General features: G+C 64.0%; 30 protein-coding genes. 17 read left to right on the top strand and 13 right to left on the bottom strand.

The window, feature by feature from the left end; all coding sequences use genetic code 11:
• Positions 1-495: DNA-3-methyladenine glycosylase (locus EH240_RS23780; protein ID WP_125003147.1), on the top strand; the 495-nt coding region annotated here is incomplete at its 5' end.
• Positions 496-512: 17 nt separating this feature from the next.
• On the opposite strand, the gene EH240_RS23775 is transcribed toward EH240_RS23780, so the two are convergent.
• A complete protein-coding gene (locus tag EH240_RS23775; RefSeq protein WP_125003145.1) occupies positions 513-1,181 on the bottom strand; it encodes a tetratricopeptide repeat protein in 669 nt (222 codons plus the stop codon).
• Positions 1,178-2,017 (bottom strand): winged helix-turn-helix domain-containing protein, encoded by an 840-nt coding sequence (locus EH240_RS23770; RefSeq protein ID WP_125003143.1) that lies wholly within the window; start codon positions 2,015-2,017, stop codon positions 1,178-1,180. The genes EH240_RS23775 and EH240_RS23770 overlap by 4 nt, the downstream gene beginning before the upstream one ends.
• On the opposite strand from EH240_RS23770, the gene EH240_RS23765 reads away from it, so the two are divergent.
• The 6 genes from EH240_RS23765 (at position 2,016) to rpsU (ending at position 4,087) form a co-directional block, all read left to right on the top strand.
• Complete coding sequence (locus EH240_RS23765; protein ID WP_125003141.1) at positions 2,016-2,294, top strand: hypothetical protein; 279 nt, start codon at positions 2,016-2,018, stop codon at positions 2,292-2,294. The two genes, EH240_RS23770 and EH240_RS23765, sit on opposite strands and share 2 nt — an antisense overlap.
• 458 nt (positions 2,295-2,752) lie before the next feature.
• Positions 2,753-2,896, top strand: coding sequence for a hypothetical protein (locus EH240_RS38120; RefSeq protein WP_167484131.1), 144 nt, complete (start codon positions 2,753-2,755; stop codon positions 2,894-2,896).
• A gap of 40 nt (positions 2,897-2,936) precedes the next feature.
• Entirely contained in the window at positions 2,937-3,254 is a 318-nt protein-coding gene (locus tag EH240_RS23760) for a hypothetical protein (protein WP_125003168.1), read from the top strand.
• Positions 3,232-3,375, top strand: a complete 144-nt coding sequence (locus EH240_RS38115; RefSeq protein ID WP_167484130.1) for a hypothetical protein — start codon at positions 3,232-3,234, stop codon at positions 3,373-3,375. The genes EH240_RS23760 and EH240_RS38115 overlap by 23 nt, the downstream gene beginning before the upstream one ends.
• 32 nt (positions 3,376-3,407) lie before the next feature.
• Positions 3,408-3,677: a DUF1488 family protein gene (locus tag EH240_RS23755; RefSeq protein WP_125003139.1), complete on the top strand. Its 270-nt coding sequence runs from the start codon at positions 3,408-3,410 to the stop codon at positions 3,675-3,677.
• A gap of 137 nt (positions 3,678-3,814) precedes the next feature.
• The gene (rpsU, locus tag EH240_RS23750; protein ID WP_125003137.1) at positions 3,815-4,087 is read left to right on the top strand and encodes a 30S ribosomal protein S21; all 273 of its coding nucleotides are present in this window, start codon (positions 3,815-3,817) and stop codon (positions 4,085-4,087) included.
• A 143-nt stretch (positions 4,088-4,230) separates the two neighbouring features.
• Here the strand turns inward: rpsU and EH240_RS23745 are convergent, their stop codons facing one another.
• A complete protein-coding gene (locus EH240_RS23745; protein WP_125003135.1) occupies positions 4,231-4,434 on the bottom strand; it encodes a hypothetical protein in 204 nt (67 codons plus the stop codon).
• An 11-nt stretch (positions 4,435-4,445) separates the two neighbouring features.
• On the bottom strand, positions 4,446-4,799 hold the full coding sequence (locus EH240_RS23740) for a hypothetical protein (protein ID WP_125003133.1): 354 nt from the start codon (positions 4,797-4,799) through the stop codon (positions 4,446-4,448).
• 218 nt (positions 4,800-5,017) lie between these two features.
• Between EH240_RS23740 and EH240_RS23735 the strand changes: the two genes are divergently transcribed.
• Entirely contained in the window at positions 5,018-5,371 is a 354-nt protein-coding gene (locus tag EH240_RS23735) for a hypothetical protein (protein ID WP_125003166.1), read from the top strand.
• Positions 5,372-5,481: 110 nt separating this feature from the next.
• Here the strand turns inward: EH240_RS23735 and EH240_RS23730 are convergent, their stop codons facing one another.
• From EH240_RS23730 to EH240_RS23710, 5 genes are all read right to left on the bottom strand, one after another.
• Positions 5,482-6,030: a cupin gene (locus EH240_RS23730; protein ID WP_125003131.1), complete on the bottom strand. Its 549-nt coding sequence runs from the start codon at positions 6,028-6,030 to the stop codon at positions 5,482-5,484.
• A gap of 116 nt (positions 6,031-6,146) precedes the next feature.
• Positions 6,147-7,163 carry a zinc-dependent alcohol dehydrogenase family protein gene (locus tag EH240_RS23725; protein ID WP_125003129.1) on the bottom strand — a complete coding sequence of 339 codons (1,017 nt, stop codon included), beginning with the start codon at positions 7,161-7,163 and terminating at the stop codon, positions 6,147-6,149.
• Positions 7,164-7,188: 25 nt separating this feature from the next.
• Positions 7,189-7,584, bottom strand: coding sequence for a (R)-mandelonitrile lyase (locus EH240_RS23720; RefSeq protein ID WP_125003127.1), 396 nt, complete (start codon positions 7,582-7,584; stop codon positions 7,189-7,191).
• A 12-nt stretch (positions 7,585-7,596) separates the two neighbouring features.
• The gene (locus EH240_RS23715) at positions 7,597-8,067 is read right to left on the bottom strand and encodes a cyclophilin-like fold protein (RefSeq protein ID WP_167484129.1); all 471 of its coding nucleotides are present in this window, start codon (positions 8,065-8,067) and stop codon (positions 7,597-7,599) included.
• Positions 8,064-9,254 (bottom strand): MFS transporter, encoded by a 1,191-nt coding sequence (locus tag EH240_RS23710; protein WP_125003125.1) that lies wholly within the window; start codon positions 9,252-9,254, stop codon positions 8,064-8,066. Before EH240_RS23710 ends, EH240_RS23715 begins: the two co-directional genes overlap by 4 nt.
• Positions 9,255-9,453: 199 nt before the next feature.
• On the opposite strand from EH240_RS23710, the gene EH240_RS23705 reads away from it, so the two are divergent.
• Positions 9,454-10,347: a LysR family transcriptional regulator gene (locus EH240_RS23705; RefSeq protein WP_125003124.1), complete on the top strand. Its 894-nt coding sequence runs from the start codon at positions 9,454-9,456 to the stop codon at positions 10,345-10,347.
• A 51-nt stretch (positions 10,348-10,398) separates the two neighbouring features.
• Here EH240_RS23705 and EH240_RS23700 read toward each other — a convergent pair whose 3' ends face one another.
• Positions 10,399-12,336 (bottom strand): putative bifunctional diguanylate cyclase/phosphodiesterase, encoded by a 1,938-nt coding sequence (locus EH240_RS23700; protein ID WP_245436322.1) that lies wholly within the window; start codon positions 12,334-12,336, stop codon positions 10,399-10,401.
• A 463-nt stretch (positions 12,337-12,799) separates the two neighbouring features.
• Between EH240_RS23700 and EH240_RS23695 the strand changes: the two genes are divergently transcribed.
• On the top strand, positions 12,800-14,335 hold the full coding sequence (locus EH240_RS23695) for an FAD-dependent oxidoreductase (protein WP_125003120.1): 1,536 nt from the start codon (positions 12,800-12,802) through the stop codon (positions 14,333-14,335).
• 111 nt (positions 14,336-14,446) lie between these two features.
• Here the strand turns inward: EH240_RS23695 and EH240_RS23690 are convergent, their stop codons facing one another.
• Together EH240_RS23690 and EH240_RS23685 are read right to left on the bottom strand one after the other, a co-directional pair.
• A complete protein-coding gene (locus EH240_RS23690; protein ID WP_125003118.1) occupies positions 14,447-15,178 on the bottom strand; it encodes an SDR family oxidoreductase in 732 nt (243 codons plus the stop codon).
• 35 nt (positions 15,179-15,213) lie between these two features.
• The gene (locus EH240_RS23685; RefSeq protein ID WP_125003116.1) at positions 15,214-15,699 is read right to left on the bottom strand and encodes a VOC family protein; all 486 of its coding nucleotides are present in this window, start codon (positions 15,697-15,699) and stop codon (positions 15,214-15,216) included.
• A 136-nt stretch (positions 15,700-15,835) separates the two neighbouring features.
• Here EH240_RS23685 and EH240_RS23680 point away from each other — a divergent pair, with 136 nt between their 5' ends.
• From EH240_RS23680 to EH240_RS23650, 7 genes are all read left to right on the top strand, one after another.
• Complete coding sequence (locus EH240_RS23680; RefSeq protein ID WP_125003114.1) at positions 15,836-16,723, top strand: transcriptional regulator GcvA; 888 nt, start codon at positions 15,836-15,838, stop codon at positions 16,721-16,723.
• A gap of 167 nt (positions 16,724-16,890) precedes the next feature.
• Positions 16,891-17,193, top strand: coding sequence for a DUF982 domain-containing protein (locus EH240_RS23675; RefSeq protein WP_125003112.1), 303 nt, complete (start codon positions 16,891-16,893; stop codon positions 17,191-17,193).
• Between the two features lie 25 nt (positions 17,194-17,218).
• Entirely contained in the window at positions 17,219-17,503 is a 285-nt protein-coding gene (locus EH240_RS23670; RefSeq protein ID WP_125003110.1) for a DUF982 domain-containing protein, read from the top strand.
• A gap of 349 nt (positions 17,504-17,852) precedes the next feature.
• Positions 17,853-18,848 (top strand): L,D-transpeptidase, encoded by a 996-nt coding sequence (locus EH240_RS23665; RefSeq protein ID WP_125003109.1) that lies wholly within the window; start codon positions 17,853-17,855, stop codon positions 18,846-18,848.
• A gap of 148 nt (positions 18,849-18,996) precedes the next feature.
• Positions 18,997-21,435, top strand: coding sequence for a GcvT family protein (locus EH240_RS23660; protein WP_125003107.1), 2,439 nt, complete (start codon positions 18,997-18,999; stop codon positions 21,433-21,435).
• A 95-nt stretch (positions 21,436-21,530) separates the two neighbouring features.
• Positions 21,531-21,851: a DUF2934 domain-containing protein gene (locus EH240_RS23655; protein ID WP_125003105.1), complete on the top strand. Its 321-nt coding sequence runs from the start codon at positions 21,531-21,533 to the stop codon at positions 21,849-21,851.
• A gap of 150 nt (positions 21,852-22,001) precedes the next feature.
• Complete coding sequence (locus tag EH240_RS23650) at positions 22,002-22,469, top strand: methyltransferase family protein (protein WP_167484128.1); 468 nt, start codon at positions 22,002-22,004, stop codon at positions 22,467-22,469.
• A gap of 52 nt (positions 22,470-22,521) precedes the next feature.
• Here the strand turns inward: EH240_RS23650 and EH240_RS23645 are convergent, their stop codons facing one another.
• On the bottom strand, positions 22,522-22,794 hold the full coding sequence (locus EH240_RS23645) for a PilZ domain-containing protein (protein WP_125003101.1): 273 nt from the start codon (positions 22,792-22,794) through the stop codon (positions 22,522-22,524).
• Positions 22,795-22,908 lie beyond the last annotated feature (114 nt).

Here is a 22,908-nt window from a genome sequence, read left to right as displayed (position 1 = left end):
ATCGGCGCGACGCTCGGCCTGGGCGGGGTCGGCGGCATCGTCGTCGAGACCGAGGCCTATCGTCCCGACGATCCGGCCTCGCACAGCTATCGCGGCCGCACGCCGCGCAACGCGCCGATGTATGGCGCCCCGGGCACCGCCTATGTCTATCGCTCCTACGGAATGCACTGGTGCCTGAATGCGGTGTGCCTGCCGGGCAGCGCGGTGCTGATCCGGGCGATCCAGCCGCAATCCGGCCTCGCCGCCATGCGCGGCAGGCGGGGAACCGACGATGAAAGGCTGCTGTGCTCCGGCCCGGGGAAGCTCTGCCAAGCGCTCGGCATCGACGGCTCGCACAACGGGCTGTCGCTCACCGCCCCGCCCTTCGAATTTGCCCGCTCCGAAACCGACGCGGCCGCGACCCTGACCGGACGCAGGATCGGCATCACCAAGGGCGTGGAGGCCGAGTGGCGGTTCGGCCTTAGCGGGTCGCCCTATCTCAGCCGCCGGTTTTGAGTCCTCCGCTGCGTCTCTTATTCGGCAATTGCGGCGGCGATTTCGAAGCCTTCGACGAGATGATTGCTGTCTTCCGGCTTCTCGAATTCGATACTCGCACGCAAGTGGCTTACCGGCGAGAAGCCAGGGTCCGATTTGCGGATAAGCGTGACGCAGTCCCGCGCCCCGGCCCTGTCGCCCGAGCGCGCCAGCGCAGCCGCAAGCAGCGACCAGCGTCGAGGCCCGTAAGGCAGGCGCTGTATCGCCGTTGCGGCGCCGGCATAATCGCGGGCGGCATAGAGCGCGAGGGCTCGATCGCAATGATACCATTCGGCATGAAGAGGATTTGCCGCGATCGCCCTGTCCATCAAATCCAGCCCGTCGCGCGGCCGCCCGCGCAAGGACAGCACGTGACCCATCTGCGTCATCGTGTCGGCATCGTAGGGATTGATGTCGAGCGCGCGCCGCATGTGGTGCTCGGCCGCCGCATGGTCGCGCGCGGCAAGCCGCGCCTGTGCCAGGATGCGATGGCAGCGGGGCTCGTCCGGCGCCAGCGCCACGGCAAGCGAGGCCCGCTCGATGCAGCTTGCGATTACATGGTCCGGCGCGCTTCCGTAGTCGGCAATCGCCAGCTCCACCAGCGCCACGTAGGCATGGGCCAGCCCATAATCTGGATCGCGTGAAATCGCTGACTTGAGCAGGTTCAAGGCGTCGATATTGTCGTCGGGGCGATAGCCGCGGAACCGCAGATCGCTCGCGTCACCAGTTCATAGGCCGCGAGGTCCCGCGTCGGCTTGCCCGCGGTTCGCCGCAACGCCGCCGCCTCAAGGTTTGAAACCAGCCGGTTCACGACACGATAGGCAATCTCATCCTGGACCGCGAACAGATCCGGCCCGGCCGCCGTGTAGCTCTCGCCCCAGACCAGCGTTCCGGCTTGCGAGTCGACCAGCTTGGCGCTGATCTTCAACTGGTCGCCGCTGCGAATGACGGAGCCTTGCACGAAATAGTCCGGCCGCACCGCGATCGGTGGGCCATAGCCTTGAGCCTGGCGGAAGGCGGCGAGCGCCGTTTCCCGGTTCAGAATCCTGACTGTGTGGAAGCGAGCAAGCCTGTCCGCCACATCGTCCGCAAATGTGCCGATCACGGGATCCGAAGTTTCGCCGGGCGCCCGGCCGTCCTCGAACGGCACGACCGCGACGATCGGCTGCGACGCCGTCGAAGGCTTGTGACAGGGAGCCGAAAGCACGTAGCCGCGCTTGGGCACGGCCTTCAGAATCGCCTGGTTGCTGTCGTCGAGCGCCTTCCTTATGTCACGCACCGCCTGGGTGAGCGAATCCTCGGTCACGGCGATGTTTCCCCAGACCGCGGAGATCAGATCGGACTTGGTGACGACCTTGCCATCATTTCGGGCGAGATATGACAGCAGGCTGAACGCCTTCGAGCGCAGCGGCACCGCTGCCCCGTCCCGCAGCAGCAGGCCGCGCTCCAGATCAAGCTGGCAGTCGCCGAGTTGTAAGACCCCCTGCGAAGCGGATTCCGCCATGGAACAGCGCCCTGCCCTTGCGCAACATCCAATGACCTATTCGCCTACCATTCTGCGCCGGGGTCAAGATATCCGTTGGACTGGGCTGTTGCGGCAGGGCGCGGTCGCCCTTCAGCTCCATCGCAGCAATTTCGAGCATTTCGATCAGCGCGCCGGGCGGCGCATAGCCGGGGCTTACCATTCCGCCGGCGACGATCTCGAAGAGTTCCTGGCGTGCGCGGTAGCGGTCTTGATCGTCGAACATGGCTGCCTCCATCTGTTGAAGCAGCATGCCTGAGATTGCCCGCGCCGTACCGCGGGACTTCTGAAATTCTGCTGAAATCCGCAAGCATAAACCGCGACCGATGCTTGAGGGTGTTCTCACAACCGCGCAAGCCGTACCGAGAGGTGGCGCGTTTAGACATCATGTTGCGCCGTTATTGACTGAGCAGCGGCAAGAAATTCCTGCGAAACCCGAAAATAAAACCCGGCAGAAGCCTTGTTTAACCGGCAATTCGGGTCTAGATATAAAGTTCGTTGATTTGGCCGACTTGGCTTAAGCGGTGTCAGAGACCCGCCATCTTATTCCGAATTCCCGATGAGAACGCGTTGAGCCTGGCCGGCACAACCGTTCGCACGTCTCGACTTTCGGAACAAATCCCTGCTGACCACGGATGTACTGGCAGCAGGTATGTCGCTCCGACGGTCGGGGCGACGCCTTGGCGCACGCTTTCCGGCTTCGGGAGGATCATGCGCATGAATACCCGCACCGCACAGAGGCCGGCGCGCTGTTTTATCGACGTTTTGCTGCCGGCGGCGCCCGGGCGTCGCCATCTCGGCAAGGACGTTCGCGACCACCAGATCGACGACCACCCGATCAGCTCGAGGCTGGCCGATTAGTCTTGCCGAAGGCGCAGTGGAACAGGAGGAGCAGACAATCATGATCTCTACACGCTCTGAGAGGCTCAACAGCCGTCCGATGCGCCGCGAGGCCGCAACCCATCGCTATTCCTTGGGGCAAAGCGTCCGGCTGAAGGGCAGCTTCAACACAATTCCGAAATCCCGCGAAATCTACCAGATCACCGCAACGCTGCCGCCTCGGGGAGATGTCCTCCAGTACCGCATTCGAAGCGATGCCGAGAGCCACGAGCGCGTGGCGACAGAGGACAGCCTCGAGCCCGTGCGCGTGGCGCGGGACGACGAAGATGCAGCTCTTCTCAAGAGGACGTTCGGCGATGGCCAAGGAACAAAAGCGTAGCAATCGCGAGACCCGAAAACCGCAACAAGCCAATGCATTCCCGAAGGCCGACGGCCCGTTCGCCAACCAGGTCAAGCTTGCAGCGAACGCCAACGGCACGCGCGGCAAGAGCCGGAACTGACGAGCGACGGGCGCAACCGATGGAGAGTGACCATGCCGCTCGAATTTCTCAATCCGAGTCGAAGCTTCGACGAAGCGCGCAAAGCGGTTCGTTTCATCGGTCACGACGGCATGTTTGAGGTGCCGTTCCTCATCGAAGCCGAGGCATTGGCCGCAAACGGCCGCAAGGGGTTGGAAACGACGGAAGCCGCTTGCCTGGCGGCCTTCGACGCGGCGCGGGGTTCCATCCACACCAGGGCACGAAAACTCTACTCGGGCGGTCGGCGGACGACCTACACCATAACGGCCGCCGATATGCGCTGACGATGAACCCGCGCATGCGCGACATGAGCGGTGAACCGGCGGATCCACCCGGTCGCATTTGTCGGGAATGATAGGGCCTGGGGTGGACCAGATAACAGCCGTAGCCATTGGAGGCTAACGGCAGCTGAGGAGATGAATTGCGAGTTGACGTACGGAACAATGACGTCGATCAAGCCCTGCGGGCCTTGAAAAGGAAACTGCAGCGCGAGGGTCTTCTTCGCGAGCTGAAGCGGCGCCGAGCATACGAGAAACCCTCGGAACGACGTGTCCGGGAAAGGGGCGACGCCATCCGAAGGGCGCGTAAGCTCGCCCGCAAGCAAGCGCAACGCGAAGGGCTGCTTCCTGCCCCGAAGAAAAAGCTCCCGCCCGTCGCCCGTCACGCAAGAAACGGTCCTGCCCGATCCGGCTGAATCGGTTTCCTGCCAATCTGACGGGCAGTTCCCTCGAACACTGCTTCTAAAGCGCGTCGCGGCGAAAACGATTCAGGCGACGCGCTTCAAGTCTTGTTTTGATGCATGTCGCTGTCCCAAAATCGCTGCGCTTTTGGGCGACGTCAGTCTCCGGACTCGGAGGTCCGTCCTCCGCCGGCCGCGATCTTGCGAAAGTTTCTGCTTTCGACATCGATAATGGCTCCGCAGCCCAGGCATTCCACCTGCGTGTGCACGCGCAGCCAGCCGACGCTCTTGCGCGTCTCATAGGCGCAGTCCGCGCAAACGACACTTATCTCGTCGTCTTCGAGCGATCTGTCGGTCTCCACGGATTTGCCGCCTAGATCAACTGGTTACGCGCTGCCGTCTCGCGGTCGCGCCGTCGCATTCCATTTGTGTCGTTATCGATCCGGCGCCGCGCCTCTGTTCGCGGTACTGTTCCGGCGGCGCCGCCTTCACTTTTCCATTGAGCGAGGGCGTCCTGGTACGAATCCAAACGTCTTACGTATATGCCCAGGATCGTGCGCAAATGCGTTTTCGATACTCCATCGAAGTGTTCGGCAAGAAAGCGTGAGGCAGCCGTTCGACGGCGGCTGCCATTGATCAAGGCTGGGCGAACGTCGGCGAGAATTTTCTCGATCGCCGTCATTTGCTCGGATGTCAGGTGGGTGGAAGACATGTGGGTGGAAGACATAATGCCCTCCTTCTTGTTGGGGGACCAAGGCACCCTCGCCGCCCTCGGTCGGCATCGCCCATTGCAAGAGCTGCCGATCCGTGACGATACGCCTGTCGCGAATGAATGGCGATGACCAATCGGGAAATAGTTGGCGGAGCGGCATGCCGGTCCAGGCGCGTCCTTGCCCGAAGAAGCGTTCTGTGTTCTCTCCCCCGCACATTAGGAAAGGCTTCTGGATGAGAATGGCAACGACCGTCGCGTTGGCCGCGGCGCTGGCTGGATGCGTGACGTCTCCGGTCGACTACGGAGCGAAGCTTTCGCAGCAAGACCCGAAATGGGCGTCGCCGGAATGCCAGCAAGCCCGCATGGCGGCTTCCGATTACGACGCTCGCGAAAAAGAGCACCCGGGATGGGGTTTTGGCGTCCTGCTTGGTCCGTACAGCATGGGGCTGGTCGCGTCCATCAAGGAGCACGAGCAGCAACAACGCAAATTGTTCGCCCGCAACATGCACTTGCAGTGCTCGAGCCTGCCGCTGCCAAAGGAGCTGGAGGGCGCTCCCGAGGCTATCAAGCCGACGAAATATCCATAAGCATCACGACCCGCGCTTGTTCGTGACGAGCAGAAGGCGCCCGCCTGGGTGGTTCGCGCGCGAAACCGTCGAGTGTCAGATGCTCGACGGCGACGATCCGTGCTACTCCGTCAGCCTTCCGGCCATGCCTGCAACAGCGGACCGTCGCTGCCATAGACCGGGTCCCTCTCCGGCCGGCCGACCTTGGGAATCGTGCGCAGCGCTTCCGCATGCTGCTCGGCGCGCGTGCACAGATCATAGGTGCCGAAGGGCGGATAGGCGCCGACTACGAGGAGATCGGATGACGAGGACAGGCGCTGGTGGCCGGTGCCGGCCGGCAGGATCGCCACATCGCCGGCCTTGACCGTCAGCACTTCACCTTTGTCGCCGCCGAAGCGGACCTCGGCCGTGCCGCGCGCGATGCCAAGCACCTCGTGGATACGCGAATGGTAATGGACGTAAGCGAAGATGCCGTTGCGCCAGCTGTCGCCCCAGCCGTTCGTGCTGAAGAGGTCCTCGAAGACGGACGCCGGATCGACACCATCCGGCAGCGTCACGGCGCCGGTATAGACGAGCATCGGCCAGCGGGGGTTGTTGGGCACAAGGCCGTCATCCGCAAAGCGGAAGGTGAGCGGTTCCCGCCGCTCGACAAGTTCGGTCAGCTTCGCGTGTCCCGGCATGCCGTGACCTTTCCGCCGCTTCCTTTCGCTCGAACCCGTTCCAGCCAGCCGGTGCCGACCGGTCTCAACCAGCGGCGGCGCGCTTTGTTCCCGTCCCTCGCGCCCTGCGGCAACGCCTAGACCGAAAGCATGACCTTGATCGCGCGGCGCTCGTCCATGGCGCGGTAGCCTTCGGCGACTTGCGACAGTGGCAGTTGCAGGTCGAAGACCTTGCCGGGCTTGATCCTGCCCTTGAGCACGCGGTCCATCAGGTCGGGCAGGAAGCGGCGCACGGGCGCCGGGCCACCCAGCATGCGCTTCTGGCCGAAGAACAGGTTCTGGCCGTCGAAGGTGACGCCATGCGGCACGCCGACATAACCGATCGTGCCGCCGGGCCGCGAGCAGGCCAGAGCCTGGTCAAAGGATTCGGCCGTGCCGACGCATTCCAGCACCGAGTCCGCGCCGACGCCCTTGGTGAGTTCCTTGATGCGCGAAACACCTTCATCGCCGCGTTCGGCCACAATGTCGGTGGCGCCGAACTCGCGGGCGAGCTTTTGGCGGCTCTCGTGCCGGCTCATGGCGATGATGCGCTCGGCGCCCATCTCCTTGGCCGCCAGAACGCCCATCAGGCCGACAGCGCCGTCGCCGACGACGACCACCGTCGAGCCTTCGCGGACCTCGGCGGCGTCGGCCGCATACCAGCCGGTGCCCAGCACGTCCGAGACGGCGAGCAGATCGGGCACCAGTTCTGGGGGCGGAACTTCTGATGTCGCGACCAGCGTGCCGTCGGCCAGCGGCACGCGGGCGTAAGGCGCTTGCGCGCCCGACATGAACTCGCGCTGGACGCAAGACGACTGGAAGCCGAAGCGGCAGTGCGGGCAGGTGTTGTCGGAGATGCAGAAGGAGCCGACCACGAACTGGCCGGGACGAACCGTGCGGACCTCTGCGCCGACCTCGACGACGATGCCGCAATATTCGTGGCCCATATGCATCGGGCCGTCGACCGGCTGCAGCCCGCGATAGGGCCACAGATCCGAACCGCAGATGCAACTCGCCGAGAGCTTGATGATTGCATCGGTAGGGCGAAGGATCTTTGGATCTTCGACCTCCTCGCAGCGGATATCGCCTGGTTTGTGAAGAACGGTTGCGAGCATTTTGCTTTCCTTTTTCGGGAGAAGATCAGGCGCCGTAGTCGGCGTCGCTGACGTGTTCCAGCCAGTCCACGGTCTTGCCGTCCCTGGGCTCCTGGACCGCGATGTGGACCATTGCGGTCTGCGGCGATGCGCCGTGCCAATGCTTTTCGCCGGGCGCGAACCAGACGACGTCGCCCGGCCTGATCTCCTCGACCGGGCCGCCCTCGCGCTGCACGCGGCCGAGGCCGGAGACGACGATCAGCGTCTGCCCGAGCGGATGCGTGTGCCATGCGGTGCGGGCGCCCGGCTCGAACGTCACCTGCGCGCCCTGCACACGCCCGGCGTCGAAGGGGTTGAAGAGCGGGTCGATGCGGACCGTGCCGGTGAACCAGTCCGACGGGCCCTTGCCGGAGGGCCTCGTGCCTGCGCGAAGAATGTCCATGGTGATCTCCTGTCAGATGCGTTCGATGCGAAGCGGCAACTTGCCGCTTATGTGCAGGGCCTCTTCGCCCTCGTCGAAGCGGCCGAGCCTGATCAGTCCGGGGTGGCGGTATTCATCGTAGAACATCGCCAGGTTGCCCCAAGGCATGAAATAGCAGAGGTCGTAGGGCCGCTCGTTGGCGAACGGACCACTGCCCTCCTCGGTCAGCTTGCGCGGCAGGTAGGCGATCTTCTCGTTGTGCGCGTAGTCGTCGATGGTGAGATCGAGCGGCAGCATGGAGAAGAAGTCCCGCGCCGACGGGTTGCCATAGAGCGTGGCGGTCATGGTGCGGCCGTTGAAAATCATCCTGATCCTCATGTCGGTGGGCTCCTGGCTGGCCGGGTCCCTGCCTTGCTGGCTGCGGGCGGCCCGCGGCAGGACCGCTGTCGCGAGCGCGGCGCCGAGCAATGTCCGGCGGCTGAGCTTTGGACGGTCGATCGTCATGGCTGCGGCCTCTTGGCCATGCGCCATGCGGCCAACGCCGTGAGCGCGGATCCGCAGAGTAGCGCCGCGCCGAAGGCGAAGGCTCCCCACCAGCCGACCGTGTCGAAGAGCGCGCCGCCGATGGCCGCGCCGCCGGTGATGGCAAGCTGGATAACGGCGACCTGCAACCCGCCGCCGGCCTCCGCGTCATCAGGCAGGGTGCGGCTGAGCCACGTGCCCCAACCGACCGGAGCTGCCGTGCCGAAGAAGCCCCAGGCAAAAAGCAGCAGGGCCGTGGGAACGGGCATGGCGCCGAGGACGATGAGCGCGACCGCAAGGACGGCCATGACCAGCGGAATGACGACAAGGACGCTGAACAGGCGGGAATGCAGCAACCTGCCGATGCACCAGGTGCCGGCCACGCTCGCCAGCCCAATCGCCAGCAGGGTTGCCGAAAGCGCCGCAATGTCGAGATGCGTGACGTTCTCTAGGAAGGGACGCAGATAGGTGAAGAGCGCGAACTGGCCCATGAACAGCATCATGATCGACGCCATGCCTATCGCCACAGGTGGGCGGCCGAGCAGCACCAGCACGTTGCCCGGTCGCTTCCTTCGGCGCGGCGGAAGCGGCGGCAGGCTGAGCCACTGCCAGACGAGCGCCAGAGCCCCGAGCGGGACGACGAGGAAGAAGGCGCCGCGCCAGCCGGCATATGCGCCCAGCAGGCTGCCCAGCGGCGCGGCAATCGTGGCCGCGACGGCGTTGCCGGCGTTAAGCATGGCGAGGCCCCTGGGGACCTGGTCCTCGGGGACGAGCCGCATGACGATCGCGGTCGACATAGACCAGAAACCGCCGATCGCGATACCGAGCAGCGCTCGCCCGGCCATGAGGAATGTGTAGTTCGGCGCGAAGGCAACGGCGAGCCCCGACACGATCAGGATCACAGTGAAGCCGGTCACGACCAGCCGGCGGTCGATGCGGCGCGTCAGGCCGGCGACCAGCAGGCTGGTCACGACGGCGAAAATGCCCGAGATCGAGATGGCCTGCCCCGCTCGGCCCTCGGTGATGCCGAGATCGACCGCGATCGGCGACAGCAGGCTGACCGGCATGAACTCCGAAGCGATGAGCACGGCAACGCACAGCGCCATCGAGAGCACCGCCCCCCATGCGGCGCGGTCGTCGACAAGCCTTGTGTCGTAGGTTGTTTCCATCATCGGCTTCCTTGAAGGGCGACGGGCGGACCAAGGCCGCCAAGTCATGCCGGGAAGATATTGCAGGGGCGCCCATTCGATTAGACCGAATAATCCGCATGGACTTATCGATCTGTGATATGAATGATGTTTGCTTGCACGCAATTCCGGACGGAAAACCGCGGCGCATTTTTCCTGGAATTGCTCTTGGAGGCAGGCGATGCAGCGCGACGACATGAAGGATCTGCTGTGGTTCCTGGCTGTCGCCCGGGAGCGCAGCTTCACCAAGGCGGCGGCCGAGCTCGGCACCTCGCAGTCGACGCTCAGCCACACCATCAAGGAGCTGGAGGCGCGGCTGGGCGTGCGCCTGCTCACCCGCACGACACGCAGCGTGGCGCCCACCGAGGCGGGCGAGCGGCTGTTCCAGTCGCTGGCGCCTCGCTTCGAGGAAATCGAAGCCGACCTCGCAAGCCTGGTCGCCTTCCGCGACAAGCCCTCGGGCACTGTCCGCCTCACGCTGTCCGACCATGCGCTGCAGACGGTCGTCTGGCCGAAGCTGCAACCGGTTCTCCGCGACTATCCGGATCTCCGTGTCGAGCTCTACAGCGACAACGGCATGCGCAACATCGTGGAGGAGCGTTTCGACGCCGGCGTGCGGCTCGGCGAGAGCGTCGACCGCGACATGATCGCGGTGCGCATCGGCCCGGACTGGCGGCTGGTGGCCGTCGCTTCGCCGGATTATTTCTCGCGCCGTCCGGTGCCGAGGACGCCGCAGGACCTTGTCGGGCACGACTGCATCAATTTGCGCCAGGCCACCTTCGGCGGGCTCTATGCCTGGGAATTCGCCAAGGACGGCCGCGAGCTGCGGGTGCGGGTGGACGGCCAGCTCACCTTCAATTCGACCATTCCCATGATCGACGCCGCAATCTGCGGTTCAGGCATCGCCTACGTGCCGGAAGACATCGTCAGCCATCACATCGCCGAGGGACGGCTGAGGCTGGTGCTTAGCGACTGGAGCCCGCCCTTCGCCGGTTACCACCTCTACTATCCGAGCCGCCGGCAGCTTTCGCCGGCCATGGCGGTGATCGTCGAGGCGCTACGGTATCGGAGTTGAGGCTCACGCGGTTGGAGCAACGGCGGTTGGGTCGTCGCCGCCGCTCGCCGCTCAGGCGGCGCTGCCGGTTCGGCGCGGCGGGAGTTCTGCAGGATCGAAGGCGGCTTTAGCTGCCGCGGAATTGTCGAAATGCCGTACGTCGAAGGCCAGCGCGTCATGCATGGGAAGTGCTGCCGAGAAGAGAAATCCCTGCGCGACCATGCAATCGAGCGAGCGCAGGATCAGGCGATCGGCGTCGGTTTCGACCCCTTCCGCCATGACTTCTATTCCCAGCGTTCGCCCAAGATCGATGACCGCCTTGACGAGCGCCTGATCTTCAACCGACTTGGCCAGGTTGCGAACGAAGTTCTTGTCGATCTTGATCTTGCGGATCCGGCTGTCCTTCAGCGAAACCAGGGTCGAAAAGCCGGTGCCGAAATCGTCCAGCACGATCGATATGCCCGCGTCCGCCAGGCGTTCCAGCTTTTCGTCGACTCTCTCGCGATCCACGGGAGCCTCTTCCGTGATCTCTATCTCGAGCATGGCCGCGGGGACATTCTTCGTCTTCAGGATGTCCAGCATCATGTCGTCGACATTGCCTGCCTCGAGCTCGCGCGGCGAAAGATTCATCGCGACCCGAACGTCCTGGCGCCCGTTTTTCACCAGTTCTTCGATCATGGAGCAGCAATTGAGAAAAACCGTCTCCGTCAGCAGGGGCAGCAGACCGGTTTCACGCGCCGCGGTGACGATCTCAGGCGGGGGAATGGCCCCGTGAACCGGATGCCGCCACCGCAGCAGCGCTTCGAAGCCGATCACCGCATGCGTGTCCAGTCGAACGATGGGCTGGAACCATGAGCAAAGGGTGCCTGCCTCGATGGCTGCGCGCAGATCGCGCTCGATGCAGTGCTTGCGTTCGAGCCCGTGCTCGAGCTCGGCATCGAAGAGACGGTATTCGTTCCTGCCGCTGCGCTTGGCCGCATAAAGCGCGAAGTCCGCGCGCAGCAGCATCTCCGTCAATCGCGGTTTCTCCGACACGTAGATGCCGATCGAAGCGCCGACGCGCACCGAATTCAACGCCGGGTCCGGATTGGCGATGGCCGCGATGATCGAGGATGCGAGCTCGTCCGTCGAACGCGGGGACCGCAAGGCGGGAAAGAGCAGCACGAACTCGTCTCCGCCGATGCGCGCGATCGTTGCCCCTGGCGGGGCATGGTTCTCTATCCTGCGCGCGACCCTCACCAGCAGGTCATCCCCGATATTGTGACCGTAGGTATCGTTGACGGATTTGAAGCCGTCCAGGTCGATCAGCATGGCCACGAACGGACCGTCGGAAAGCCCGATCTGGCCGATAGCCTGCTCGAGCCCGTACCTGTTGAGCAAGTTCGTCAGCGGGTCCCGCCGGGAGTTGCGTTCCATCCGGGCTGCGAACTCTCTCGCCTCGTATTTGAGGCGGCTCGTCTCTTTGAATCGGGCCTGCCCGAGCAGCGAGCTTCTGATCATCCCTCCGAGAAAGAGCAGGATCGTGAAGCCGAGGACGTAGTTCTCGATATTGCCTTGCGCCAACACGCATCCGGCGGCGATCAGAAGCGGCAGCGTCATGAAGTTGAGCGAAGCCGGCGCGTACGACGCGCCGTAGGTGACCGAACCGGCCGACAGGCCCGCAAGAACAATCAGATAGAGCGGCGCCTGGGGAGTGGTATACCCATCCGATAGCAGGGCCAGAAAAGACCACGCGATGCCCGACGCCAGGGCCAGGATCCCATAAAGAGAAAGTCGGGTACCGACCGGCTTCAGCCCACGATCGGGAATCTCCGACTGATCCAGCGCCAGTCCTATGCGCGCGCCATTGATGAGGCTGACCGCGGCAAACCACAGCACCGCCGCAAGGCCGTCGCCCGAAAGCATCTGCACGGCCAGGATCAGGGCAGAGAGGACCGTGCCGATGGGCATCGAAACGAAGAGACCCATCCTGAGATCGGCGAGCTGATCCCGCAGGATCCCGGCTTCCACGGACTCGCTTTGCCCCTGAGGGCTGGAACGTGGACCGGGCTGCTTGAGATGTCTCATAATGCCAAGTTGCTAAATGAGCGGGATGAAAATCACGTTAAGGATTTCAGCAGCTTACGGCGCACGGGCCGTCCTGACCCTGCTTCGCCGCTTCGATTCTGATAGAATTGGACGCCGTCAGTCACCCGAAGGCGCATCCGCGTGCCCGCCGCATTTGCGCAACCGGGGCAGGTCGCGCAAGCGGAGATCCCAGGCCTGATCCGACAGCGCGGTCAGAGCTGCGAAAATATATCGGTCCGTTGGAAACCGATCTGGCGAAACTTCATCAAATCATCCGTCGGCCTCTACGGTCAGGGGAAGGATGGGCGCGCCGATGTCGCGACCAGGCCTCGAGCCTTGCCCAAAACATCGCCGGGAGTCAGTCTGGTATGGGCAGGCTCCAATCGAATAGCGCAGGGAGAAGAAGATGGCTCAAGACCATTCTAAATCGAACGGACCGGATCTGGCCCAAGGCATCGCGCTATCCGACCTTCCCGATGGCGGAAAGCTGGTCGGTCGCTGTGGCGATGAACAGGTGCTGTTGGTGCGCCGCGGGACAGAGGTCTTCGCAATCGGGGCGACGTGCACGCATTACGGCGGGCCGCTGGTTGACGGTCTTGTCGTGGAGGATACGGTTCGATGCCCGTGGCACCACGCATGCTTTGATTTGCGCACCGGCGAAGCCGTGCGCGCGCCTGCCTTCAATCCACTCGCCTGCTGGTCGGTGGAGCAGCGGGGCGATCGGATATTCGTGGGCGAGAAGCGCAAACGGGTGGCTAAAAAGCCCACCAGTGGAGGCGCTGGCCAGTTTGCCGGCAAAATCGTGATCGTCGGCGGCGGCGCGGCTGGTTTCGCAGCCGCCGAAAGACTGCGTCGCGAAGGCCATCAGGGCAGCATCCTCATGCTCAGCGACGACGAGGCGCCGCCCGTCGATCGTCCCAACCTTTCCAAGGACTACCTCGCCGGCAAGGCGCCTTCGGATTGGGTTCCGCTGCGTGGGGCGAGCTTTTATGCAAAGAACGACATCGATCTGCGTCTCAAAACCAACGTCGCCGCCATCGATGTCCGGTCCGGCGAGGTCGTGCTCGCAGACGGGAACCAGACCGCTTACGACCGGTTGCTGCTTGCGACGGGAGCCGAACCGGTCCGCCTCACCATCCCGGGCGCCGATCAGCCGCACGTTCATACGCTGCGCTCGTTCGCGGACTGCAGCACAATCATCGACCAAGCCAAAACTGCCCGCAGCGCCATCGTGCTGGGGGCCAGTTTCATCGGCCTCGAGGTTGCCGCGTCCCTGCGCGCGCGGGACATCGAGGTTCATGTCGTCGCGCCCGAGGAACGCCCCATGGAGCGGGTGCTCGGGCCGCAAATGGGCGACTTTATCCGCAGCCTTCACGAGCAGAATGGCGTCGTATTTCATCTCGAGCACACCGCGACCGGCATCGACGGCACGAACATGCAACTTGGCAGCGGCCTTACACTGACCGCGGATCTCATCGTCGTCGGCATCGGCGTTCGGCCGCGGCTCGGGCTCGCCGAAAAGGCTGGGCTCAGCCTCGACCGCGGCATCATGGTGGACTCCTTTCTGGAGACGAGCGTGCCCGGCATTTTCGCGGCCGGCGACATTGCGCGGTGGCCCGATCCCCACACCGGCGAAAACATAAGGGTCGAGCACTGGGTGGTCGCAGAAAGGCAGGGGCAAACGGCAGCACTGAACATGCTCGGACAGCGCGAGAAGTACACTGCGGTGCCGTTCTTCTGGAGCCAGCACTATGACGTCCCGATCAATTACGTCGGACATGCGGAGCGCTGGGACGAGATAGCGGTGGAAGGCGACATTGCCGCCAAAGATTGCCTCCTGCGTTACAAGCACAAGGGACGCACACTGGCGGTCGCCTCGATTTTCCACGACCTCGAAAGCCTGAAGGCCGAAATGGAGATGGAACGCCAGAGAGCTACCTGATGAAACATTTAGGGCCGGTTAGAGCCCCGCACGCACCAAGGCGGAAGCGGCCGGCGATCAGTCTGCAGCGGGTCAAAGCCGCACTTCCAATCAGCCTCCTGCCTTGCCCGCTCATACCAGCCGCTGCCCGCCATCGATGTGGATGGTCTCGCCGGTCATGAACTCGTTCTGCATCAAATAGAGATAGGCGGGCGCCACATCGTCCGGCGTCGCGATCCTTCCCGCCGGCAGGCGGGCGCCCATCTGGTCGAAGTAGCCGCCCTTGGCCTCGCCGACGATCTCGTCCCACATCTCGGTGTCGACCCAGCCGGGCGAGACGATGTTGACGCGCGTGGGCGCAAGCTCCAGCGCCAGCGCGCGGGCGAAATAGGTGAAGGAGCCGGCGATCGCCGCGACGACCGAGCCGCCGGGTACCGGCGGCCGGTCCTTGTTGATGCCGGAGGTGAAGGTCATGGAGCCGCCGGCCTTCAGCGTGCGCACGGCGTGCTTGGCCAGCATCACGGCGCCGACCAGCTTGCTGTCGACGAATTGGCGCACGAACGCCATGTCGGCCTCGCCGATCGGATAGTTGGGCGGCGGCGTGCCGGCGGTCGCCACCAGATGATCGAAGGCGCCGACCTCGTCGAACAGGCGGGCGACGTCGGCCTCGCTCGCCATGTCGGCGGCGATGCCGGTCACCCGCCCTGGCCCGGCGAGCCTTTTCTCGGCGGCCTTGAGCTTCTGCGCCGAGCGGCCGACGATCGCCACCTCCGCGCCGCTTTCGAGCGCGGCCGCCGCCACGCCAAAACCGATGCCGGAGCTGCCTCCGACGACAATGATCCTGCTTCCCTTGAGCGTAGCCATGGGGTCCTCCGTCTTTCAGCGATGGGGTTGAAAAATCACGCGCGGCCGGCGTGGGCCGCTTCGATATCGGCGAGGATGATCTTGCTCATCGAGTACATCGCCCGCCGCGCCCGGTCGGCCTTCTCGCGGTCCGGGTCGTTCATCAGGCGCAGCGCCGGCTCCGGAATGACCTGCCAGAACACGCCGAACTTGTCCTGCAGCCAGCCGCAGGGTTTTTCCGAGCCGCCGCCGGCCGTCAGCGCGTTCCAGTAATAGTCGGTCTCGGCCTGGTCCCTGGTTTCGATGTAGAGCGAGATCCTTTCGTTGAAGGGCGGCATCGAGCCGGCATTGAGCGCGGTGAAGCGCTGGCCTTCAAGCTCGAAGTCGAAGATCGCGTGCGGCACGGTCTTGTTCGTGCCGCCGACGAAATCGGTGAACTCGATCGACCCAAGCGCCCGGCCGTTCCTGAAGACCGACAGATAGAAATCGCGCGCCTCTTCGGCATTGAGGTTGAACCACAGGAAGGGATGAACGGTAGCCATGCTGTCCTCACGGGGTTTGATCATTGGGTGAGCTTTGATCACAAGTGCTGTGAGGATTTCTGGCTGGAAAATGCGCGATGGACAAACCAAAATTTGGCAAGTATTTGTTACCAGAACTCACAAATAGATTTTCGCCATGGCCCGCGGACTGCCGCCACTGAATGCATTGCCGGCCTTCGAGGCCGCCGCCCGGCATCTGAATTTCTCCCGGGCGGCGGACGAGCTCAACGTCACCCATGGCGCCATCAGCCGGGCGGTAAAACATCTCGAGGACCGGCTCGGCGTGCAGCTCTTCGAGCGCGCGACGCGCTCGGTGCGCCTCACCCCTGTCGGCGAGCCCTATGCGCGGGCGGTGCGCGAGGCGCTCGACCAGCTTTCGGTCGCCACCCAGACGGCGACGTCGCGTCTTTCGGGCTCAACCTTGAATGTCAGCACGTCCGACGGGTTTGCCGGAAAATGGCTGGTGCCCAGGCTCTACCGCTTCCACCGCGCGCATGGCGATATCGACGTGCGCGTCTCGACCACCGGTAGGCTCACCAATTTCCGTGGCGACGGCATCGACGTCGCCATCCGCTACGGCGCCGGCCACTATCATGGCCTGACGTCGGAATTTCTCACCGGCGAGGAAGTCTTCCCCGTCTGCAGCCCGAAGCTCTTGGAGGGGCCGCATCCTCTCAAGAAGCCCGAGGACCTCAAGCATCACACGCTGATCCGCGACGGCTACCGGATCGACTGGGCGGCCTGGCTTGCCAGCGCCGGCGTCGAAGGCATCGACCCGAACAGCGGGCTCTCTTTCGATTCCGCCACCTTCGCGGTGGAGTCGGCCGTGCAGGGTGAAGGCGTGGTGCTGGGCCGCACCATGCTCGTTTCGGCCGACCTCGCTACCGGCCGGCTGGTCCGGCCGTTCGACCACGCGTTGAAAGCCGTCTCCAGCTTCTACCTCGTCTACCCGCCCGAGGCGATCCGCCAGCGCAAGGTCAAGGCTTTTCGCGACTGGCTGTTTTCGGAAATCGAGCCGGGCTGAGTTCAGCGGCCATCCCGCCCTGGCGGCACTCGGTCGGAGCAGTTGGGACACTCCCGCACGCGCCCCAATCTTGACGGCCAAAACCCATAAACCCATATCGCAGCCAGGCGCGGGCCGCTGCCGGTCCCTGCCAAAACTCAAATTGTTCGTTCGACTTGGAGGATCTTATGAACAATCGGATGTTTGACAGCCCTGTTTTCGTGAAGAGCGGGAACGGCCTTGTCCAGGAAATCGCGTGTCTCGAAGACGCCCTGGAATTTCTCTACGAATGGCCCAAGAACAGACGTGGCACCATCTATGACACGGCCCTGCGTGCCTGCCAGCGAGCATTCGACAGCAGTTATCCGCTGACGGCCGCCAGGGATGCGTTTTGCGGTTTCGCAAAGTCGGTCAAAATCCACGAGGACGTGAGCGTCGCCTTGCCCTGGATGACCGGCAAAGGCCGTCGCGGCGGCGGAATGGTTGCGTAGAGCGTTGCGAAGCGAGGCCGTCGCGATGCTTGCCGAACCGTTCGAAAGGCCGATCCGCGTCTGGATCGGACTGGAATTCCCGCGTCAGTTGAACACTGTCGCAGACGCCTATCAATTTGTCGTCGACTGGTGTGGCAACAGCCCCGAGCAGAAGGCGGCGATCCGTGCCTGCAAGGCCGCGCTGGCCGGCGACATCGACGCAGAAACAGCGAGAGGTGTCTTCGTTGCCTTTGCCCGCAGCAAGGACCTCCTTATCGAGGATGGAGCAATTGCGCCCGCAACAGGAAAAGGCCAGCCGAATCATGCTTGATGCGACTGAGGCGGCGTCCGACGCCGCCTCGTTCATGCGGTGAGCTGGCTGCCGTCCGACTGGCTCTGCGGGGGTTTTGGGTTCCGAATGGGGTAACCGACGGCATGGGCGGGGGGCGTTGGGGAGCCGCCGGTCACCAGGACAGGGGGCCATGGAATCAGAATATGCATAGGCCCTTATATAATCATGCCAGCAATTCGCGTTCTTGGGAACTGGTTTCTAGTTTAAAATTCAAACGTATATGAGAGGAAGCGCACACTCACGATGATCTTCACACGGTAACCCGCGACAGGAACCAGATCGGCTGTCCCGCGTCATAGAGACAGGTCGCGGTCCCGGAGTGATGTCGATGGTCAGGCTCCTTCTCGTCGTCGCGGTGGCGCTCGCGCTCGCTTGCGGCGGTGCGAAGGCGGCGATCGATCTCGACGCGGTCAATCAGGCGCAATTCACAGAGGGCGAACCCAACGACGTCAGCCCGATGCTGCTCAAGGCGCAGATCCTTCTCGATCGCGCCCGCTTCTCCCCCGGTCTGATCAATGGCCGCCTTTCCGACAATTTTGCCAAAGCCGTCGCGGCCTTCCAGGCGGCGAACGGGCTGCCCTCCGACGGCAAGCTCACCCGCGAGACCTGGGACAAGCTCACGGCAAGCTTCGCCGGCCCGATGCTGACAAATTACGAGGTCACGGCCAAGGATGTGCGCGGCCCCTTCACCAGGCGCATTCCGGCCCGCTTGGAGCGGATGGCGCATCTCAGGCGGCTTGGCTACCGCAACGCGCGGGAGAGGCTGGCGGAGCGTTTCCACCTCAGCGAACAAGTGCTGAGGATGCTCAATCCAAAAATCGGTTTCAGGAAAGCCGGCACCACGCTGGTGGTGCCTGATGTCGGCCGCGGCGATCCTCCCGCAGCCGTCGCGAGCATCGAGGTCGACAAGGCCTCCCGCCAGGTGCGCGTCCTCGACCCGTCAGGCAAGCCGCTCGCGGTCTACCCCGCCTCGATCGGCAGCGAGGAAAAGCCGGCGCCGAGCGGATCGGCGGAGGTCAAGCGCGTGGTCCACAACCCGACCTATCACTACGATCCGAAATTCGCCTTCAAGGGCGTCAGGACCAAGCGCCCCTTCACCATCGCTAAGGGGCCGAACAATCCGGTGGGTTCTGTCTGGATCGACCTCTCGATCGAGAGCTACGGCATCCACGGCACGCCCGATCCCGGCAAGATCGGCACGACCTTCTCGCATGGCTGCATCCGGTTGACCAACTGGGACGCCGAAGACCTTGCCGCCATGGTCAAGCCGGGCACGAAAGTCGCCTTCAAGGACGAGACCGCGCAGGACGGGCAAGCGCAGTGAAATACCGCCAGTTTGCGAGCCCGCCAAAGCGGGACCGCTGCATAAGCCCAGTTTATCAGGACCCCTAGTTTTTCAGAACGTTACACGGCCTTCCGTCGCCTGTAGCTTCGTCGCGCTCCTTTGAAAACGATCCGGATTTGGTGGTTCGATGCAGACACATGCGCGGGTGGTCATCGTTGGCGGCGGCTGCGTCGGCGCGGGTATTCTCTACGGCCTGGCAAAGCGCGGCTGGACCGACGTCGCGCTACTCGAGCGCACCCAGCTCACCGCCGGCTCGACCTGGCACGCCGCGGGCCTGATCCCCTCCTATGCCCGCAACATCAATGTCGGGCGCATGATCAAGAAGACCATCGAGATCTATGAAGGGCTGGAGGCCGAGACCGGGCAGCCGGTCGGATGGCACAAATGCGGCCAGTTGCGCATCGCCAATTCCAGGGACCGGCTCGACGAATTCAAGAGCTATATGAGCGTCGCCGATGTCCAGGGCATGCGGGCGCAATTGCTGACGCCGGCCGAGGCCAGCGAGCTCTGCCCGCTTCTCGACAACAACCACACGCTGGGCGCTCTCTATCATCCCGATGATGGCCATATCGCGCCGGCCGATGTGACGCATGCCATGGCCAAAGGCGCGCGGGATCTGGGCGCCAAGGTTCACCTCAACACTGAGGTCACCGGCTTCAAGCGGACGCCCAGCGGCGAGTGGCTTGTTGAGACGAACCAGGGCGACATCACCTGCGAGCACGTGATCTGCGCCACCGGCAATTACGCGCGCCAGACCGGCGCGCTGCTTGGCCTCGAAATCCCGGCGATCCCGATCCTGCACCAGTACTGGATCACCGAAGCCGTGCCGGAAGTCGTGGAGCGGAAAAAACAGGGACGGCCCGAAATGCCGATCCTGCGCGACGAAGGTTTTGAAGGTTATCTCCGCGAAGAAGGCGACGGCCTGATGTTCGGGCCCTACGAGCGCACCGCGAACCTGAATCTGTTCGCCGAAGACGGCGTTCCCGCCTGGTTCGGCGCCGACCTCCTCGAAGAGGATTTCGAGGCGGTGTCGTGGAATTGGGAGCAGGCCATACAGCTCGTGCCGGCGCTCGGACGCGCCGGAATCAAGGCCAATGTACGCGGGCCATTCCAGATGACGGCGGACGAGCTGCCCTTGATGGGGCCGGCCTGGGGCCTGCCCAATGTCTGGCTGGCCGAGGGCGTGCCCGGCGGCATCTTGTGGGGCGGGACGATCGGCTATTACCTGTCGGAGCGGATCGTCGAAGGCGGCAACAGCCTGGACACTTCCGATCTCGATCCGCGCCGCTTCGGTGACTATGCCAACAAGACCTGGACGCGCGAGAAAGTCCGCGAGGCCTGGGGCACGCATGCGGAGCAGAAATATCCGGGGCAGGACATGCCCGCCGCCCGCCCGCAGAAGACTGCCCCATCCTATGACAGGCTGACCGAGCTCGGCGCCGTCTGGGGCGAGCTCAACGGTTGGGAGATGCCCAACTGGTTCGCGCCGAAGGGCGTCGAGGCCAAGGACCAGTACAGCTGGCGCTGGACCGCCAAGGGGACTTTCGTCGCCGAGGAAGTCCAGGCGGTGCGCAACGCAGTCGGCCTGATCGAGATGACGCCGATGACCAAGTTCGAGGTGTCGGGGCCAAACGCGGCCGCATGGCTCGACAGGATCCTCGCCAACCGCCTGCCGGCGACCGGCAAGGTAACGCTGGCGCATCATTTGACGGCAGCCGGCGGCGTGCAGGCGGAATATATGGTGGCCCGCCTCACGGAGGACAGTTTCTACCTCATCTCGACGCCGCGCGCGGAGCGCTGGAATCTCGACGATCTCTCGAAACTGCTTCCCGCCGACGGTAGCGTCAGCCTGAAGAACGTCACCAACAATCGCGGCTGTTTCACCGTCGTCGGCCCTAAGGCACGCGAAGTGCTGCAGCCGCTGACCGAGATCGACCTTTCGAACGAGAGCTTCCCATGGTTCAGCGTGAAGACCGGCGGCGTCGCCTTGGCCAGCGACGTGCGGCTGCTGCGTGTCAACTACGAAGGCGAGCTTGGCTGGGAACTCTACCATCCCTTCGCCTACCAACGGCAATTGCTGGATGCGCTCCTGAAGCAAGGCGAAAAGCACGGCATGCGGCTTGTCGGGCTGCATGCGCTGGAGTCGCTCAGGCTGGAGAAATCCTATCGCGCCATGTACCGCGACATGAACCCGGAGCTCAATGCGCTGGAGAGCGGGCTCGAGCGCTTCATCCGCCTGGACAAGGGCGATTTCGTCGGGCGCGACGCGGTGCTGAAATACAAGCAGCGCAACGACCAGCGCCGGTCGGTGACGCTCAAGGTCGAGACAGACGGCGCGAGCACGCTTGCCTCCGAGGGCATGTATGTCGACGGCGAGCTGGTCGGGCGCATAACGTCCGGCGGATACGCCTACACGCTCGGGCATGACGTCGCGCTGGCGCTGTTGCCCGAGCCTCTGAGCAAGCCCGGCTCGAAGCTCGACGTTGCGATCCTGGGGGAATGGAAGGTCGCCGAGGTGATCGCGGATTCGCCCTACGATCCCGGCAACGAGAGGCCACGGATGTAGCCGGCGATCAGGCGCCGACGGCGACCATCACTTCGCAATACCGCGGATCGTTCTGCCCTGCCCTGCGTTGAGTGACACGCAAGGAGGAAACCACAATGGACGATCGGATCGAGAAGATCAGGCAGCGCGCCTACGAGATCTGGCAGCGCGAAGGCAGCATCCACGGTGACCACGAGCGGCACTGGCATCAGGCCGAGATGGAAATCGATCGCGAGGCGGCCTTGCCGCTCACGGCGGACGATGCGTTGCCCGAAACGCGCGAGGTCGCCAGCTCGGATGTGCTGACCGTCGAGGCGCTTGCGATGCGCACCGGGATCAGCAGCGGGGAGGCGCAGGAACTGCTCGACCGACTGGGCAACGACCGCGCCGCGATCGAGCAGGCGGCGCGGAGCATCCAGGCGCGGAAACGGGGATAGCTGCGAGGCGCCAGAGGCGATGAGCTGGAAAGCGGCGGCGGTTTCCTTGCCGACCCGCTCTAAAGCCTGCCCCCGGTCAGGCGCCGATTGCGGCGCGGCGCGGATGCATAGTTACGTCAATGGCGCCTGGCTCGACTGGCGGAAATGGCCATGAACGACGAAAAGGACAATCCCGGCGTCGCGGTGTTCCCGCCGCTGCTGTTCCTTGTGGTGCTGATCCTGATGCTGGCGCTGCGCTATGTCTGGCCGCTCGCGATCGGCGGCAGACCGCTGACCATGGTGCTGGGCATCGTGCTTGCGGCCCTTGCGATCGCCATCATAGCCTGGGGACGCATGACGATGCAGCGCGGGGGCACCAATATCGACCCGACAAAGCCGACGCTGGCGATCATCACCGGCGGCCCGTTCGGCTTCACCCGCAACCCGCTCTATCTCGGCCTGCTGGGTCTCCTGCTCGGGATCGGGCTCATGTTCGATACCTGGTGGAGCATCCTCGTGCTCATCCCGACCTTCCTCATCCTGCATTCCGGCGTGGTGCTGCGCGAGGAGGCCTATCTGGAGCGCAAGTTCGGCGAGCCTTACCGCACCTACAAGACAAGCGTGCGCCGCTATCTCTGAGGCGATGCCGCGATCCATGCGACCGGGCCGACAGCAGGTGGGCGTCGCGCCGTCAGCCCTTCATCGAATTGCTGAAGACCTGCACACCGACGCGCTCGTTGCGCCGCCAGCGCACCACGGCGCGATAGACGGCGTCGTCGTCGGGAACAATGAGCGTGAAGCGGTCCGGCAGTTCCACCTGCGAACCGACGCGCAGCTCGGCGCCATGCTCGTGCTGGTTACGAATGGAGCACCGGATGCTGGCGTCGCCGGTGACGATCGTGGCCTCCTTCAGCACGAATTCTCGTGAATGAAGACGGCGCTCGACGTGGGGAAAGGTGGCCATAGTGCATTCGTCCCGGAATTCCTCGGCGAGCTCCCTCGCCCGACGCACCACCATAGCGCCGAGGCGTTTCCGTTCCGTTAGCGATTTCTAATTACGACGCGCCGGCCGGGTCTC

This window comes from Mesorhizobium tamadayense, assembly GCF_003863365.1.
In the GTDB taxonomy this organism is placed as follows: Bacteria; Pseudomonadota; Alphaproteobacteria; order Rhizobiales; family Rhizobiaceae; genus Mesorhizobium; species Mesorhizobium tamadayense.
Note: the sequence above shows the minus strand (reverse complement) of the source record. Positions and strands in the feature narration are given on the sequence as shown.